9 protein-coding genes are annotated in these 14,564 nt (G+C 56.6%); 7 read left to right on the top strand and 2 right to left on the bottom strand.

The window, feature by feature from the left end; genetic code table 11:
• Nucleotides 1–104: 104 nt before the first annotated feature.
• Genes C7459_RS04940 through C7459_RS23160 form a run of 4 tightly spaced genes read left to right on the top strand, consistent with a single transcriptional unit; the run spans nucleotide 105 to nucleotide 2,469 of the window.
• Nucleotides 105–1,139 (top strand): AAA family ATPase, encoded by a 1,035-nt coding sequence (locus tag C7459_RS04940; RefSeq protein WP_109686958.1) that lies wholly within the window; start codon nucleotides 105–107, stop codon nucleotides 1,137–1,139.
• Nucleotides 1,099–1,707: a GTPase gene (locus C7459_RS04935; RefSeq protein WP_109686955.1), complete on the top strand. Its 609-nt coding sequence runs from the start codon at nucleotides 1,099–1,101 to the stop codon at nucleotides 1,705–1,707. The genes C7459_RS04940 and C7459_RS04935 overlap by 41 nt, the downstream gene beginning before the upstream one ends.
• Nucleotides 1,688–2,296, top strand: coding sequence for a hypothetical protein (locus C7459_RS04930; protein WP_109686953.1), 609 nt, complete (start codon nucleotides 1,688–1,690; stop codon nucleotides 2,294–2,296). The genes C7459_RS04935 and C7459_RS04930 overlap by 20 nt, the downstream gene beginning before the upstream one ends.
• Nucleotides 2,293–2,469, top strand: coding sequence for a hypothetical protein (locus tag C7459_RS23160; RefSeq protein ID WP_170119275.1), 177 nt, complete (start codon nucleotides 2,293–2,295; stop codon nucleotides 2,467–2,469). The genes C7459_RS04930 and C7459_RS23160 overlap by 4 nt, the downstream gene beginning before the upstream one ends.
• Nucleotides 2,470–2,505: 36 nt before the next feature.
• On the opposite strand, the gene C7459_RS04925 is transcribed toward C7459_RS23160, so the two are convergent.
• Nucleotides 2,506–3,225, bottom strand: coding sequence for a hypothetical protein (locus C7459_RS04925; RefSeq protein ID WP_109686951.1), 720 nt, complete (start codon nucleotides 3,223–3,225; stop codon nucleotides 2,506–2,508).
• Between the two features lie 107 nt (nucleotides 3,226–3,332).
• On the opposite strand from C7459_RS04925, the gene C7459_RS04920 reads away from it, so the two are divergent.
• Together C7459_RS04920 and kynU are read left to right on the top strand one after the other, a co-directional pair.
• On the top strand, nucleotides 3,333–4,574 hold the full coding sequence (locus C7459_RS04920) for a glycosyltransferase (RefSeq protein ID WP_109686949.1): 1,242 nt from the start codon (nucleotides 3,333–3,335) through the stop codon (nucleotides 4,572–4,574).
• Nucleotides 4,575–4,589: 15 nt separating this feature from the next.
• Nucleotides 4,590–5,870 (top strand): kynureninase, encoded by a 1,281-nt coding sequence (gene kynU, locus C7459_RS04915; RefSeq protein ID WP_109686947.1) that lies wholly within the window; start codon nucleotides 4,590–4,592, stop codon nucleotides 5,868–5,870.
• 55 nt (nucleotides 5,871–5,925) lie between these two features.
• Here kynU and C7459_RS04910 read toward each other — a convergent pair whose 3' ends face one another.
• A complete protein-coding gene (locus C7459_RS04910) occupies nucleotides 5,926–7,461 on the bottom strand; it encodes a methyl-accepting chemotaxis protein (RefSeq protein WP_109686945.1) in 1,536 nt (511 codons plus the stop codon).
• A 563-nt stretch (nucleotides 7,462–8,024) separates the two neighbouring features.
• Here C7459_RS04910 and C7459_RS04905 point away from each other — a divergent pair.
• Complete coding sequence (locus C7459_RS04905) at nucleotides 8,025–14,546, top strand: non-ribosomal peptide synthetase (RefSeq protein ID WP_109686943.1); 6,522 nt, start codon at nucleotides 8,025–8,027, stop codon at nucleotides 14,544–14,546.
• The last annotated feature ends 18 nt before the right edge of the window (nucleotides 14,547–14,564 follow it).

The raw sequence follows: 14,564 nt of genomic DNA, 5'->3' as shown, positions 1-14,564 counted from the left end.
GTTTTGACTATACGAGCGACCCGTATCTCCTTAGGCAATCACCCATTTCCCCTCCACCACATACGCTGTACCAATCTCTCCAAAAGCGAGGTGGAAATCACGTGATGAGGAGCGGTAACAGGACACCGAACCAGCGCGAGAACGATCAGGATGTATTGGATCAATTTCGCAAAGGGGAAGTCGCCTTGAACGAGGCGCTCAGGCGTTTGCACGGGAGCAGCTCGAACTCCACCCTCCGCCGTGAAACCAAGGGCCAACCGGCCGTTGTTGATACACAGCGTTACCAGGCGATCATCAAAGAACTCGATACACTGATCGGTTTGAAACAGGTCAAGACGCTGGTCAAGGAGATTTTTGCTTTCATTCAAATTCAGCAAAAACGCTCCGCTGCCAAACTCGCCACCGAACCGATCGTCCTGCATATGATCTTCAAAGGCAACCCAGGCACTGGGAAAACGACAGTGGCACGCATCCTCGCCCGTTTGATGCGTGAACTTGGCGTCTTGTCAAAAGGTCACCTGGTAGAAGTGGAACGAGCCGATCTCGTCGGCGAATACATTGGGCATACCGCCCAGAAAACCCGCGAACATGTCAAAAAAGCGCTCGGCGGCATCATGTTTATCGACGAAGCCTATTCGCTTGCCCGCGGCGGCGAAAAAGACTTTGGCAAGGAAGCGATCGACTGTCTCGTCAAGTCGATGGAAGACCACAAAAACGACTTCATCCTCATCCTCGCCGGGTATGGCTTGGAGATGGAGCAGTTCTTGCGCACCAACCCCGGTCTGCCCTCGCGCTTCCCGATCATCGTCCATTTCGAGGACTACTCGGAGCACGAATTGATGCAGATCGCAGACACGATGCTCCGTCACCGCGAATACCGTCTGTCGCATGAGGCGAACGTCAAACTCCGCCACTTCCTGCGCGACAGTCTCCAAGCGACGGGACGTCGCAATTTTAGCAATGCTCGGATGGTGCGCAACATCATCGAGCGGGCGATTCGTCTGCACGCAGTACGGCTGCTCGAAAAAGAGCGCCCGTCGCGGGAGGAACTGATGCGAATCGAACCGGATGACTTGGTGATGGGGGAGGAACTCAAGAGTGAGGAACTGTCTCGTGATTGGGAGAACCAACGTCGGTAAGACGATCTTTTGCATCAATTTTGCGGAGTTTTTAGGACTCCAACGCATGGATGTCTATTTTCAACTGCCAGACGGCACCACCCGCCAGCGCAAGTTCGATCTGCACAGCGCTCGTCAGGAGCTCTCGGGCGTGGAAGCGCACCATACGCGCTCCCTCCAATCGATCTCGCTCGAACTGCCGCGCGGCAAAGGCATGCGCCAGTTCAAGCTGACCGACTCCACCGGCCTCACCGATGGCATTCACCCCGACTTGGAAATGCGGGAGGCGATGGCGCAGACCCTGCAAGAACTGCGCCACGCCGACTGCATCCTGCACCTCGTCGACGCTTGTGAAGTGATGAAGGTTGGCGGGGTGAAAAACCTCGGCGAACTCGACTTGCAGATCGCGGAGGTGGGGGGGCGCAAAAGCGGCTACCTCTGCCTCGCGAACAAAGTCGACCTGCCCGACGGACAACGCGGCTTCAAACTGCTGGAAAAGGAATTCAAGGGTCTCAACCTCCTGCCGATCTCCGCCCTGTACCGCCAAGGGTTTCGGGAGGTGAAAGAACATGTCTGGCGTCTGGTCTAGTCTCCTCGTCGAGATTCTCGGCATGGTGCTGGCCGGTTTGACGATCAAGCTGATGGACGATACCCTCGATGTGGAGTTCGACCGCAGCGTCGGGCGGCACACGCTGTCCGTGCGGCTCGGACGCGCCTGTCTGCCGTATGGTCTGATGCTGTTCGGCGGTGCGATGGCGCTCGCGCCGCAGGTGGCGCTGGCGCTTTTTCTCGCCTCTTATGCGATCGGGATGGGACATGATCTGTCCGAAGTGATGCCCACCAAGCTGCCCGGTTGGGTGGAGTCACTGCTCGCGCTGGCCTTCGCGATGCTGTTCGCGGGACCCGTGCTGGCGGCGTGGGCGTTGTTCGTGATGATCATGATCCAGTTGCTCGACGATCTCATGGATGTCCAACACGACCGGCGATCCGGGCAGACGAACTGGGCCTTGCGCATCGGGACGGTCGAAGCGACCCTGCTGTTGTTCATCACCGCCCTCGCCGCTGTCCTGCTCGCACCGTTGCTGACGGCCGAGGTGATCGTCGCGATGCCGCTCGTTCACTTCTTGATGGCGGTGTTGAGCGGGATCAGGTGGCGCGAGAGGGGGGAGCAGAATTGATTTCTGTGATGCTTGGCATCCTCTTGCTGTTGTTGGTCGTCCTCGTCGGGTTCTCCGTCGGTCGCCGTCTCGGGTATCAGGACGGCGTCGAGCATGGTCGCGCCATGGCCGCGATTGACTTGCGAGAACAATGCCTGCGGGAGGGGACCTGTCCGATCTGTGACCGTCGATGAAAAAAGGCACCTTCGTCTGAGACGAGGTGCCTTTTTTTAGCGTTCACGCAGGCGGCGGAGGGAGTAGAACAGCACACCTAGCACGCCCGTGACGAGTGCGAGGATGCCCAAGGTCTGCCCTGCATCGTACCAGAGCCGGACTTTCAACCACGTCGCCGGGAACTTCAGCCAGTCGGCGGTGGAAAAACGCTCCTCCGTGCCAGTGGCGAGCACATACTTGCCGAGTTGACCGTCTGGATCGTAGACGGCGAGGTAGTAGGTGCCGGGCTGAAGTTTGCGCGAGACAAATTGACGCTGCAGGAGCGTGGTCTGCGTGAACGGCTCAAAGAACTCATCCTGCACCTGTTCGTAGAGATAGATGCCGCGCCCGAGGTCGTCTGGCAACGCGAGCGGATAGTTCGGCGGAACATTCGACTTCGGCAGTCCGGGCCCGATCAGGACCAAAGCGGGCGCGAACTTTGTTGAGCCCGCTTTTTTCGGGACGGAGAGGCGGGCGTAGAAGGGGGTATCGTCGGTGACGGTGACTTGGAAGACATCGACTTGGCGCGGGGCGGTCAAGTTGCCGTACACCGCATAGGATGTCGTCGCGTCCGGGATCGGATAGGCATCGTCATAGCCTCCCGCCATGCGCTCGACAAAAATCGGCTTGTGCGCCATCGCATGGGCGGGGATGAACAGACAGGCGATCAGCAGGATCATGGCATACAAAATGAGGCGCGAGGATACAGGATGTTCGCGCATGAGGGTTCGCATCATAGCTATACACCGCCTCTTAGTAGTACGTACTAGTAACTCTTATGCGGACGAGGCTTTCCTCAGAAGCCGAGGTTAGGGTAAGATGGGAATAAGAGGTGGACCCGTTGATGAAGAAGATGTTGATGATTTCGTATTACGCACCCCCGCAATTGAACGCGGAGTCGATTTTGGTGGCGAAGACGCTCAAGTTTCTGTCGCGCCACTTCCAAGTGGATTTGATCACGGTCGGGGAGGAGCCAGAGTTCCGCACCGATCCGTTTTTGTTGGAGGAGATGGGGGAGCGGGTACAGGTCAGGCGCCTGTCGAACCCCAAGCCGTCCTCACGCGTTTTTCGCAAGCTGTACCGCGAGACGGTCGGACGGCTGGCGTCGATCGACAACCCGATCTGGTTGCGCGCGGCGGAGACGTATGCGGGGATGATGCTCAAGCCTGACCAGTACGACGTGCTGTACAGCCGTTCTCAGCCAGGCTCCAGCCATCTGGCTGCCCTGCATATGAAAAAGCGCTTCGGCCTGCCGTGGATCGCGCAGTTCAGCGACCCGTGGGCGCACAATCCGTATCATCCCTACACAGGACGCAAGAAGCAGGTCATCGAGGGGTACGAGCGTGAGGTGGTCGAGCAGGCGGACAAGTTGGTGTTTCCCACGCAGGAGATGCTGGACTTGTATGCGGCGGCACACGGACATGTTGACATCAAGAGCAAGTCGATCGTCTTGCCGCACCACTATGATCCCGAGTTGTACACCGCTTCAGTGCAAGGGACAGAGCCAGCAAAAATTCGCCTCGCTTACATCGGCGATTTCTACGGACTGCGCAGCCCTGAACCGCTGGTGAAGGCGTTGCGTGTGCTCAAGGAGCGCCGACCTGACCTCGTCGAGCGCTTGGAGCTGCAGGTGGTCGGCAATGTGGAGCGCACGTTCCATCCTCTATTAGAGGAAGCGGAGCAACAGTTGGGCATGACGGTGCAACGCATAGGGCAAGTGCCGTACCGCCAAAGTCTGGAGCTGATGGCACAGACCGATGTGCTGTTGTTGGTCGATGCCCCGAGCGATGTGAACTTGTTCCTCAGTTCGAAACTGATCGATTATCTAGGTGCCCGCCGCCCCGTGCTGGGCATCACATCGACCAAGGGCACAGCCGGACGCTTGTTACAGGAGTATGGCTGGCAGGTCCACCACCCTGACAACATCGCCAGTATCGCCGATGCGTTGGAGTTGTACCTGAGTCAATTGGAGCAGCAACAAGCCCACGCCAACGCAATTCCAGTGGACCGTTTTAGTTCGGAGCATGTGGTGGGGCAACTGGCGGAGTTGTGCGTGGAAGCGATGAACAACCAGATCAAGGCGTAGAGAGGGGCTTCTCGAATGACAAAAGTGGATGGGACTGTGGAGCAAGCACAGGCTTTGGATCGCGAGGACGAGCTGGCAGCGTTTCGCGAGCGGTTTTATTTGTTGCAAAATGGGATCTACATGGACGGCAACTCGCTTGGACTGTGCTCGCGGGATGCTGAGCAAGCGGTGCTCAACGCGTTGCAAGAATGGAAGACGCTCGGCATTGACGGGTGGACCGAGGCATCGCCGCCGTGGTTCTATCTGGCGGAGGAGTTGGGCAAACGGGAGGCGGCACTGGTTGGAGGCAAGCCGGAGGAAGTGATCGTGGCGGGCTCGACAACGGTCAATCTGCATCAACTGGTCTCGACGTTTTTCCACCCGCAAGGCACGCGCACGAAGATTTTGACAGACGAACTGAATTTCCCGTCTGATCAGTACGCGCTGCAAAGCCAATTGCTCCTCAAGGGTCTCGATCCGGCTGAACATCTCGTGCTCGTCAAGAGCCGCGATGGGCGGGTGGTCGAGGAGGAGGACATCATCGCCGCGATGACCGATGAGATCGCGCTGATCATGCTCCCGGCGGTGCTGTACCGCTCGGGGCAGTTGCTGGATATGGAACGCCTGACAACAGAAGCGCACGCTCGTGGCATCGTGATCGGCTTTGACTGTTGTCACTCGATCGGCGCTGTCCCGCACCACTTCTCACAGTGGGGGACAGACTTCGCGTTCTGGTGCAATTACAAGTACCTCAATGCCGGTCCCGGTTCTGTCGGCGGTCTCTACGTCAACGAGCGCCACTTCGGCACCCGTCCGGGCCTGAGCGGGTGGTTCGGGTATCGCAAGGACCGCCAGTTTGACATGGTCCACGAATTTGAACCCGCTGATAGCGCAGGCGCGTGGCAGATCGGGACGACGCACTTGTTGAGCACGGCGCCCTTGCTCGGTTCGCTCAAAATCTTCGAAGAGGCAGGGATCGACCGGATTCGCGCCAAATCGTTGCGTCAGACGGAGTACATGATGCAACTGATCGATCGCCTGCCAGTTGAGTTAGGCTACAGCATCGGCAACCCGCGCGACGACGCCCGCCGCGGCGGTCATGTCTCGTTGGAACATGCCGAGGCTGTGCGCATCTGCAAGGCGCTGAAAGCCCGCCACATCATCCCAGACTTCCGCTTCCCGAACGTGATCCGCTTGGCACCGATTGCGCTGTACAACACGTATGAAGAGATCTGGCGCACCGTCGAAGCGCTGCGTGAGATCATCGAGAACCGCGAGTACGAAGCGTTCGCCACCGAGCGTGGCGTGGTCGCCTAGCATCGGAACGAAAAAAAGCCCTGAGGCATCTGCCTCAGGGCTTTTTCGATGGGGTTTATCGCTTTTTGCGAGAGAAGCTGAACTTGCTGCGTTTCTTAACTTCGGTGGTGACGGTGGTCGTGACTTGCTCCTGTTCGGCGGTGAGCGCCGTCAGTTGCAAGATCAGGTTGTCGAGTTCATTGAAGGAATCGACAACTTCATCGACGCGTCTGGACTGCTCCTCGACGGACGCGAGCACCTCTTGGACCGCCGCACTGGTTTGTTCCGTGACGGAGGAGATGGAGGTGACTTCGTCGATCGTGACGTTGGCTGAACTGATCAAGTTCTGCACCATCGTCTGCACGTCGCTCGCTTGGCGCACGACTTTGTCTGTGTTGTCCATGATATGCTCGAAGATCTGTTCCGCATGCTTGGTCGCTTCCTTGGAGGAGATCATCTTGTTTTGGCCTTCGTTGACGATTTCCGTGACTTGCGCGGTTTTTTGATGAATCTGGCCCAAGATGATGCCGATCTCTTCGGTGGAGCGCTGCGAGCGCTCCGCCAGCTTGCGAACCTCGTCCGAGACGACGGCGAACCCGCGGCCGTGTTCCCCAGCGCGCGCGGCCTCAATCGCCGCATTCAGTGCGAGCAGATTGGTCTGCGAGGAGATCTCCTTGATCGTGTCAAGGATGGCACCGATCTGCTCCGTTTGGTCGGTCAACTCGTTCATGTGGGTGACAGACTGTGAGATGATCGAACTGACTTCCTCCATCTCGTTGGCTGCGTAGGAGATCTGCTTGTTGCCCTCCAAGGTGACATCGACAGTCGATTGCGACAGGTCGCGCATCGTAGTGGAGCGATTGGATACGGTCTGTACCGACTGGTCGACCACTTTCATCGACTCGTTGATGTCAGCAACGCTCGCTGCTTGGTTGTTGACGCCTTGGGCAATTTCGCTGAACGCGATGGTGACTTCTCTGGAGATCTGACCGGTGGTGGAAACGTTGGTTGTGAGGACGCCGCTGAAGTCGCGAAGGGTATGCACCGACTGCTTGATTTGATCGAGCAGAACTTCGATGCGGTCCTTGGCGTCGACCGCTTCCTGACGCTGTTGTTCAACATCACGGCGCAATCCGAGACCGATAACCGTCTGGATCGCGAGGATGACGACCGACATCACGGAGACCAAGATGATGACATTGATCATCGCGAGATCTGCGTCGGTGTACCAGCTCTTGAAGAAGATGACGAGCACGAACTCCATCAGTACACCGCTGATCCCACCCACCAAGACGACACGTGAATTGTGATAGAAGGACAGCAGCATCACGCTCAAGGGAACGTTCAGAAAAGAGGCGGCTGAGTGGTCTCCGATAAACGATAACAGGTCGAAAATCATGAAGGCGGTGACGTAAATGTAAGGAACCTTCGTGACCCAAATCTTCTTGAGGATCAAGAAGGTGACGATCCCACCCAAGATACCTCCTCCGATGGCGTCCATGACCAGAATAAAATGCGTTCTGGCACCGGCAACACCTAACAGGAGAGAGGCCCACAAGGCGATCATCAAATATTTGTCCGTTTGACGATTCACCTGGACATCTTTGCTCATGTCATAACCCCTCGCTTTGACGATCTACTGCCGATATTTTACTACGAAAGTAAATGTTTGTCACGGTCTCATCCTGTAACGGCTAAACCACCTCTTGCTGAAATAAAAGTAAGTACATACTTGAAGCGACTCCAAAATCGGATGTAGGTCGGTTTACTATGCACTGGTGAAAGTTTATATTTATTATTTTCCTTCCTCATGTGATAATTCCTGCAAACATCGACGAGTGACGCCGTATTTTTTTGATTGGAGGAGAATCGTGGGGCTCGGATCAGATTAAAGTTCTTTCGATCATCTTGAACACTTGACATTTTTTAATGAAAAAGTATCAAAAGTAGTTTTATTATTTGGGATGGATAAGTTTACATTTCTACGGTAAGATATGGTGAGAGCATTTTTTCGCTGAATATGTCGAATATCACAAGAAATTTGTCATTCGCGCTGGACGGGAAGAACCTGAGAGCATCGTGCTGATCCTAATCATAGAGACAACCAGACATCTCGGTTTTCTTACGAAGAGCGACGCTAGAATTATTAGAGAATCAGATGAGGTGATCCACGAAATGAGCAACTTGCAGCAGACATATGCGATCAGTCGGGGGAGGGAGTACGCCGGATGGGCTACTGCTCCGAAGACGTTGCCCGAAGCGCTAACACGGGCGGTGGCTGCAGGACGGGGTATCGTGCACGTCAAGGCAGACGGTTCCGAGATCTATCAATCATATGCGGATCTGTTGACCTCTGCTGAACGGGCGTTGGGTGCGCTGCGGGCACGAGGGTTACAACCGGGTGATAAGGTCATTTTGGAAGTTCAGGATTCGCATCTTTTCCTGTCTGTTTTCTGGGGTTGTATTCTCGGGGGGTTCCTCCCGGCTCCGATGCACACACCAGCCTCGTTTGAGCCAGAGTCCAACCAGATGCGCAAGACCAAAAACGTTTGGAAGTTGCTCGATGAGCCGCTTTTGGTTTGCGACGCATTCATCGAGGAGAAATACCTGACGTTGCAACAGCACCCCCTGTACGCCGACCTGACGATTGCGTCAGGCGAATCGTTGGTGGAGCACGAACCAGATCACAATCATCACGTACCTGAGCCGGATGATCTTGCCTTCCTGCAGTTTTCCTCCGGCAGTACGGGCAACGCCAAAGGCGTAGAATTGACGCACTTGAACATCATGTACAACTGCGGAAGTCAATCTGAGTGCTATAAATTTGACGAACACGACGTATTTGTCAACTGGATGCCGCTGTACCATGACATGGGATTGATCGGCTTCCATCTGCATGCGTTGTTCAACGGATGCAAACAACTCAAGATGTCGCACGAGACCTTCGTGCGCCGTCCCGAGTTGCTTTTGAAAAAAATCTCCGAGCACCGTGGCACGGTCTCCGGTTCCCCGAACTTCGGGTTGGAATGGATGACGACGAAGGTCAACGATTTGACTGGGCTCGACCTCTCCAGCTTGAAGGTGATCTGTAACGGAGCAGAACCGATCTCCGTTCAAGTCAAGGAGCGCTTCTCCCAAAAGTTCGCGGAGGTGGGTCTCGGCTCGCATGTCGTCACCTACGTGTACGGGATGGCCGAAGCGTGCGTCGGCGTTGCGGCACCGCCCTATGGCGAGGCCAAAAGCGATCTGTTCCACCGCATCGACCAAAAGGCATTTAACCGCCAAGGACTCGTCGTGCCTGTCACCGACTTGGACACGCCCTATCTGGAAGTAGCGGACGAAGGCATGGCATTGCCAGGCATGGAGTTGCGCGTCGTCGATGACCGCGACCAAGTGTTAAACGAAGCGCGTGTCGGTCACATCCAAATCAAGGGGCCGAACGTCACGCGCGGGTATTACCGCAACCCAGAGGCCAACGCCAACCTGTTCTGCGACGAGTGGCTGCGCACAGGCGACCTCGGCTTCATCCTCAACGGTCGCATCGTCATCACCGGCCGAAACAAGGACATCATCTTCATCAACGGGCAGAATTTCTACGCACATGACGTAGAGGAGATGCTGATCAAGTCATTTGACCTACAAAACCAAACCGTTGTCGCGGTGGGCTTCACGGAACAAAAGAGCGGGCGCGAACGCGTCTTCATCTTCCTCAAGTACAAGCGCGTCAACGATAAATTCTTGAAGTTGGCTCAGGATATCAAGACGACCGTCAACGTTGAACTGGGCTTTGAAATTGACGGGGTTATCCCGGTGCCGGCGATTCCGAAAACCACATCCGGCAAATTGGAGCGCTACAACCTGCGTTCGCGCGTCATCGACGGAGAATTTGATCTACTGCTCGAGGACATTCGTCTGCAATTGCAAGAAAAATTGCACTCTCGCAACGATTTGATCATGCCGCGCACTCCGATGGAGCAGACCCTGCACAAGATCTGGACACGCGTCATCGGCGGTACGCCGGCACCCGTTATCTCAGTCAACGATCATTTCATGGCTCTGGGCGGCAACTCGCTAAAAGCGATGCAGATGCTGCGCGAGTTGGAGGAAACCATCGGCATCAAAGGCTTCGAACTGACCAAACTGTTCGAGCATGCGACGATTGAAACGTTGGCGAAGTACGTGGAGGAATTGCAGGCGCGAGGCGGAGAAGACTTCGTCGCGCGCGAGACGATTCGCGAGTCGATGTTGCGCCTGACCGCAGAAGGCGAGCGTTCGGAGTACGAACTTTCGCACGGCCAGCGCGGACTGTGGTTCATCCAACAGATGACCCCGGATTCGGTTGCATACAACGAGCACTACCTGCTCAAAATCAACGGCAAGCTCGACGTGCTGACCTTCGGTTTGACGCTGCGTGAGATCATTGAGCGCCATGCGATCATGCGCACGGTATTCGTCGAGCGCGACGGCGGTCCGAAGCAACTGATCCTCGACCGCGTCACGTTCGAACTTCCGCTGTTTGACGCGGCAGACTTCACCGAGGAACAGGTTCGAGAAGTCGTGGAAAAAGCGTTGCACGAAGACCTGAACAAACCGTTCGAGCTCTCGCAGGAACCGCTGTTCCGCTTCAAATTGTTCCAAACGGGCGAGTTTGAGTTCCGATTCTATCTCGTCGCCCATCACATCATCATCGACGGTCTCTCTGTGGATGTGCTGTTCCGCGAGATGTCGACGATCTATTCTGCCAAAGTGCAGGATCAAGACTTTGATCTGCCGCCGGTGGAAGTGCAGTATGCTGACTTTGCGGAATGGCAAAAGCAACAGATTGAGACTCCGCAGTTCCGCAAGATGGAGGACTACTGGCTGAACCGTCTCGCCAAACCGTTGCCGGTGCTGGAACTGCCGACTGACTTGCCGCGCCCGCTGGTGCAAAGCCATGAGGGGGCAGTCGTCAACTATCCGCTGTCTGTTGACTTGACCGCAGGACTGAAGCAAGTTTGCGAACAGACCAATGCCTCGCTATACATGGTGATGCTCTCGGCCTACTTCGTCTGGTTGCACAGCGTAACACATGAGGAGGACATCCTCGTCGGTACGCCGTTTAACGGACGGACGGAGTCCGAAGTTCAAAGTTTGATCGGCTACTTCGTCAACACGATGCCGATTCGCGTCAAGATGGAAGGCATCGTCACGTTCCAAGACATGCTAAACCAAGTGCGCACCCGTCTGCTCGAAGCGATGGAGAACCAAGAATATCCGTTCGACTTGCTCGTGGAAACGATCAATCCGGAACGCGACCTGAGCCGTCCGGTGTTGCACTCCACGCTGTTCAACTTCCTGGTTCCGCCAACCGCCAAAATGGACGGTCTGGATCTTGATTTGATGGACAGTCGCAAGATCACCTCGATCAGCGACCTGACGTGGATCGCACTGCAAAAAGACGAACATCTGCACCTCGACGTCGAATACAACGTCACGCTGTTCAAGCCGGAGACGGTCCTGCGCTTCATCGGCCAATACGAAAACATCCTGCGGGCGATCGTCCAAGACCTGTCCGCACCCGTGCGCAAGGTCGATATCCTCACGCAGGAGGATCGCGAGCTGTATGGTCGCCTGAACGACGTGTTGGGCGAGTTCCCGGCTGATCAGACGATCGACGGCATGTTCTACGAAGCGGCTGAGAAGTTTGCGGCGAACTTGGCGCTCTCCTCAGACGATGTGCAATATACCTATGCCCAATTGAACGAGCGCTCCAACCAAGTCGCACACCTGCTCCGGGAAAATGGCCTGCAAAAAGGCGAGTTCGTCGCGATCTTCATGGAGCGCAGCCCGGCGACGGTCATCTCGGCGCTCGGGATCATCAAGGCAGGCGGTGCTTATGCGCCGATCGACCCCGATTACCCGATGGATCGCAACCGGTACGTGCTGTCCGATTGCGCGGCGCGCTTCGTCCTGACCAGCAACGATTCGCTGGGCAAAGTCAACGAGCTGATCGAAGGTTGTGACAGCGTCAAGTCGGTCTTCAACGTGGGAACCGACCCAGATGGCTATTCACAGGCCAACCTCGACATCGTCGTCACCCCGGACGATCTCGCGTATGTCATCTACACCTCCGGCTCGACGGGCCGCCCGAAGGGCGTTTTGCTCGAACACCGTGGTGTCGTCAACCTCTGTGTGTGGGGGCGTGACGAACACAAGCTCACCGAAGCGGATGTGTGTCTGGAATTTGCTTCCTACAGCTTTGACGTATCGGTTCTGGAAACGTTCTGTCCGCTGTTCTACGGCGCTCGTCTGCACGTGCTCTCGACGTCGCAACGCCTCTCGATCGAGGAGTTTGCCGATGCTGTCCATCGTGTCAAAGGCACGCTGCTGATGATTCTGCCGGTCGTCTTCTTCAAACATTTGGCGACCTATCTGGCAGACGAGGACTTCCCGAAACTGCGCACGCTCCGCCAGATCAACACAGCAGGGGAAGCGTTGACCGGGGAGATCGTCCGTCTGTGGCAACGCCGTTTCGGACTGGACATCGTGATCGGCAATGGCTATGGCCCGACCGAGGCGACCGTGCTCTCCACGTTTCATGCGGTGACCGACTACGTGCCCGAAGACCGTGCCAACATCCAGATCGGGGGTCCGTTGCTAAACTACGAGACCTTGATCCTCAGCGAATCGATGCAAGTCTGCCCGATCAACGTACCGGGCGAGTTGTGCATCGGCGGGATCGCGCTGGCACGCGAATATCTAAACCAACCGGAGAAAACGGCAGAGGTGTTCATCCCGCATCCGTTCTCCGACAACCCGAGCGACCGCCTGTACCGTTCTGGCGACATCTGCAAACTGTTGCCAGATGGCACGATCGAATACTTAGGACGCAAGGACGCGCAGGTCAAAGTGCGCGGGTACCGAATCGAGATCGGGGAGATCGAGGACACGTTTGCCAAGCAACCGGAAGTCCAAGAGGTCGCCGTGATCGCCAAGGCGGACGCGGATGGCACGAAGCGCCTGATCGCGTTCTACACCACCGTCGACGGCGTTTCGATGGATACCGAAGACATCAAGAGATTCCTCGGCACCCGCCTACCAGACTTCATGATCCCAGAAGTGATCTCGTTCATCGACGAGATGCCGATGACGCCAAGCGGCAAGATGGACCGCAAAGCGTTGGCGGCCCGCGAAGACTTCGTACAAGCGGTGCAACGTCCATACGTCGAGCCGGAAAATGAGGAACAGCGCGTCCTCGCCGATGCGTGGCGCCAAGTGCTCGAAGTGGAGCGCGTCGGCATCCACGATGACTTCTTCGACATGGGCGGTCACTCGCTCAAGATCCTGAAAGTCCTCGTTCTGCTCAAGCCGCACTTCCCGAGTCTGCGCGTACAAGACTTCTTCCTCTACCGCACGGTCGTGGAGATGGAGCACGCCATTCAGGAGCAAAAAGGGAAAAAGAGCGTCCACCAACGCACGGGTCGTTCGCGAACCCGCATCCTCAGCGAGGAGAAAGTGTTCGGGGTCTTCCCAGAGGACGGCATCGTCACCGACAAATTCGAGACGGTGTTCCTGACCGGTGCGACCGGCTATCTCGGCGCGCACATCCTCTATGAGTTGTTCAAGAAAACGGAAGCGCACATCCTCTGCCTCGTGCGTCAGTCTGACAACACGACCGTCGAGGAGCGTTTGGAAGCCACGATCCGTTTCTACTTCGGCGACGAAGTGGCTTTGGAGATGGCACCGCGCGTCACAGCTGTAGCAGGTGACCTCGCCAAGGAAGGTCTCGGCCTCACGCCAGAAGTGGCGTCATACCTCAACGAAAACGTCGATTCGATCATCCACTCCGGGGCGGACGTTCGCCACTACGGCGATGTCGAGCACTTCGAAGCGGTCAACGTCGGCGGTACGAAACAGTTGCTGGACATCGCGCGCCGACGTCCAGGCGTGCGTTTCCACCACGTCTCGACGATCACCGTGCTCGAAGCGACACCGGATGATGCTTACGGACAAGCCTTGCTGGAAAATGTCTACGTCGCGACCAAGATTCGCGCCGAAGACATGGTGCGCGAGGCGATCGAGGAGGGCATTCCGTGTACGGTGTTCCGCGCCGGCAACCTGATCTGCCATTCCAAGACCGGTCAGTTCCAGCGCAACATCGACCAGAACGCTTTCTACCGCAGCATCCGCGCGATCTTGCAGTTGGAAGCAGCGCCGGAAGTGCGCTCCTTCGTCGACCTGACACCGATCGACTATGCGGCTTCGGCACTGGTCTATCTGACGCAACAGCGCGAGACGGTTGGGCGTGCGATCCACCTCTGCAACTGGGAGCAGATCACCAACAACTCGATGATTCAGTACTTGCAATCGTTCGGGTATCCGATCGCGATCTTGAACCCACAAGCGTACCAAGAGTTCCTGTTCCGCCAATCGGCTACGCAAAACGACACGCTCCAGTTGATCATCGCCCAGATGGAAGGCGATGGTCCGCGTGAAACGAACGTCAAGTTCTCTTGCATTGAAACACAAGTCCTGCTACAAGGCAGTGACGTGCAGTGTGCGAAGCCGGACCCGATGTTGATCTTCAACATGGTCAAGTACGCCATCAGCATCGGCTACTTCCCGAACTACCGCCACTTCGAAGCCCTCGCAGGCGCCGACAAGCGCAACGAGTCCCGTTTCATCTCGCACGTTCTCACCGCCGGCAGCGAATCCTAAGTTTTCGCCAAAAGAGCC

Origin of the sequence: Tumebacillus permanentifrigoris (genome assembly GCF_003148565.1) — a bacterium.
Lineage (GTDB): Bacteria > Bacillota > Bacilli > Tumebacillales > Tumebacillaceae > Tumebacillus > Tumebacillus permanentifrigoris.
This window is presented reverse-complemented; position numbering and strand designations above follow the sequence as displayed.

Excerpts from the sequence above, each read along its gene's own strand:
- C7459_RS04940 (WP_109686958.1), top strand. The coding sequence starts at position 105 with ATGAGGAGCGGTAACAGGACACCGAACCAGCGCGAGAACGATCAGGAT.
- C7459_RS04930 (WP_109686953.1), top strand. The coding sequence starts at position 1,688 with ATGTCTGGCGTCTGGTCTAGTCTCCTCGTCGAGATTCTCGGCATGGTG.
- C7459_RS04925 (WP_109686951.1), bottom strand. The coding sequence starts at position 3,225 with ATGATGCGAACCCTCATGCGCGAACATCCTGTATCCTCGCGCCTCATT.
- C7459_RS04920 (WP_109686949.1), top strand. The coding sequence starts at position 3,333 with ATGAAGAAGATGTTGATGATTTCGTATTACGCACCCCCGCAATTGAAC.
- kynU (WP_109686947.1), top strand. The coding sequence starts at position 4,590 with ATGACAAAAGTGGATGGGACTGTGGAGCAAGCACAGGCTTTGGATCGC.
- C7459_RS04910 (WP_109686945.1), bottom strand. The coding sequence starts at position 7,461 with ATGAGCAAAGATGTCCAGGTGAATCGTCAAACGGACAAATATTTGATG.
- C7459_RS04905 (WP_109686943.1), top strand. The coding sequence starts at position 8,025 with ATGAGCAACTTGCAGCAGACATATGCGATCAGTCGGGGGAGGGAGTAC.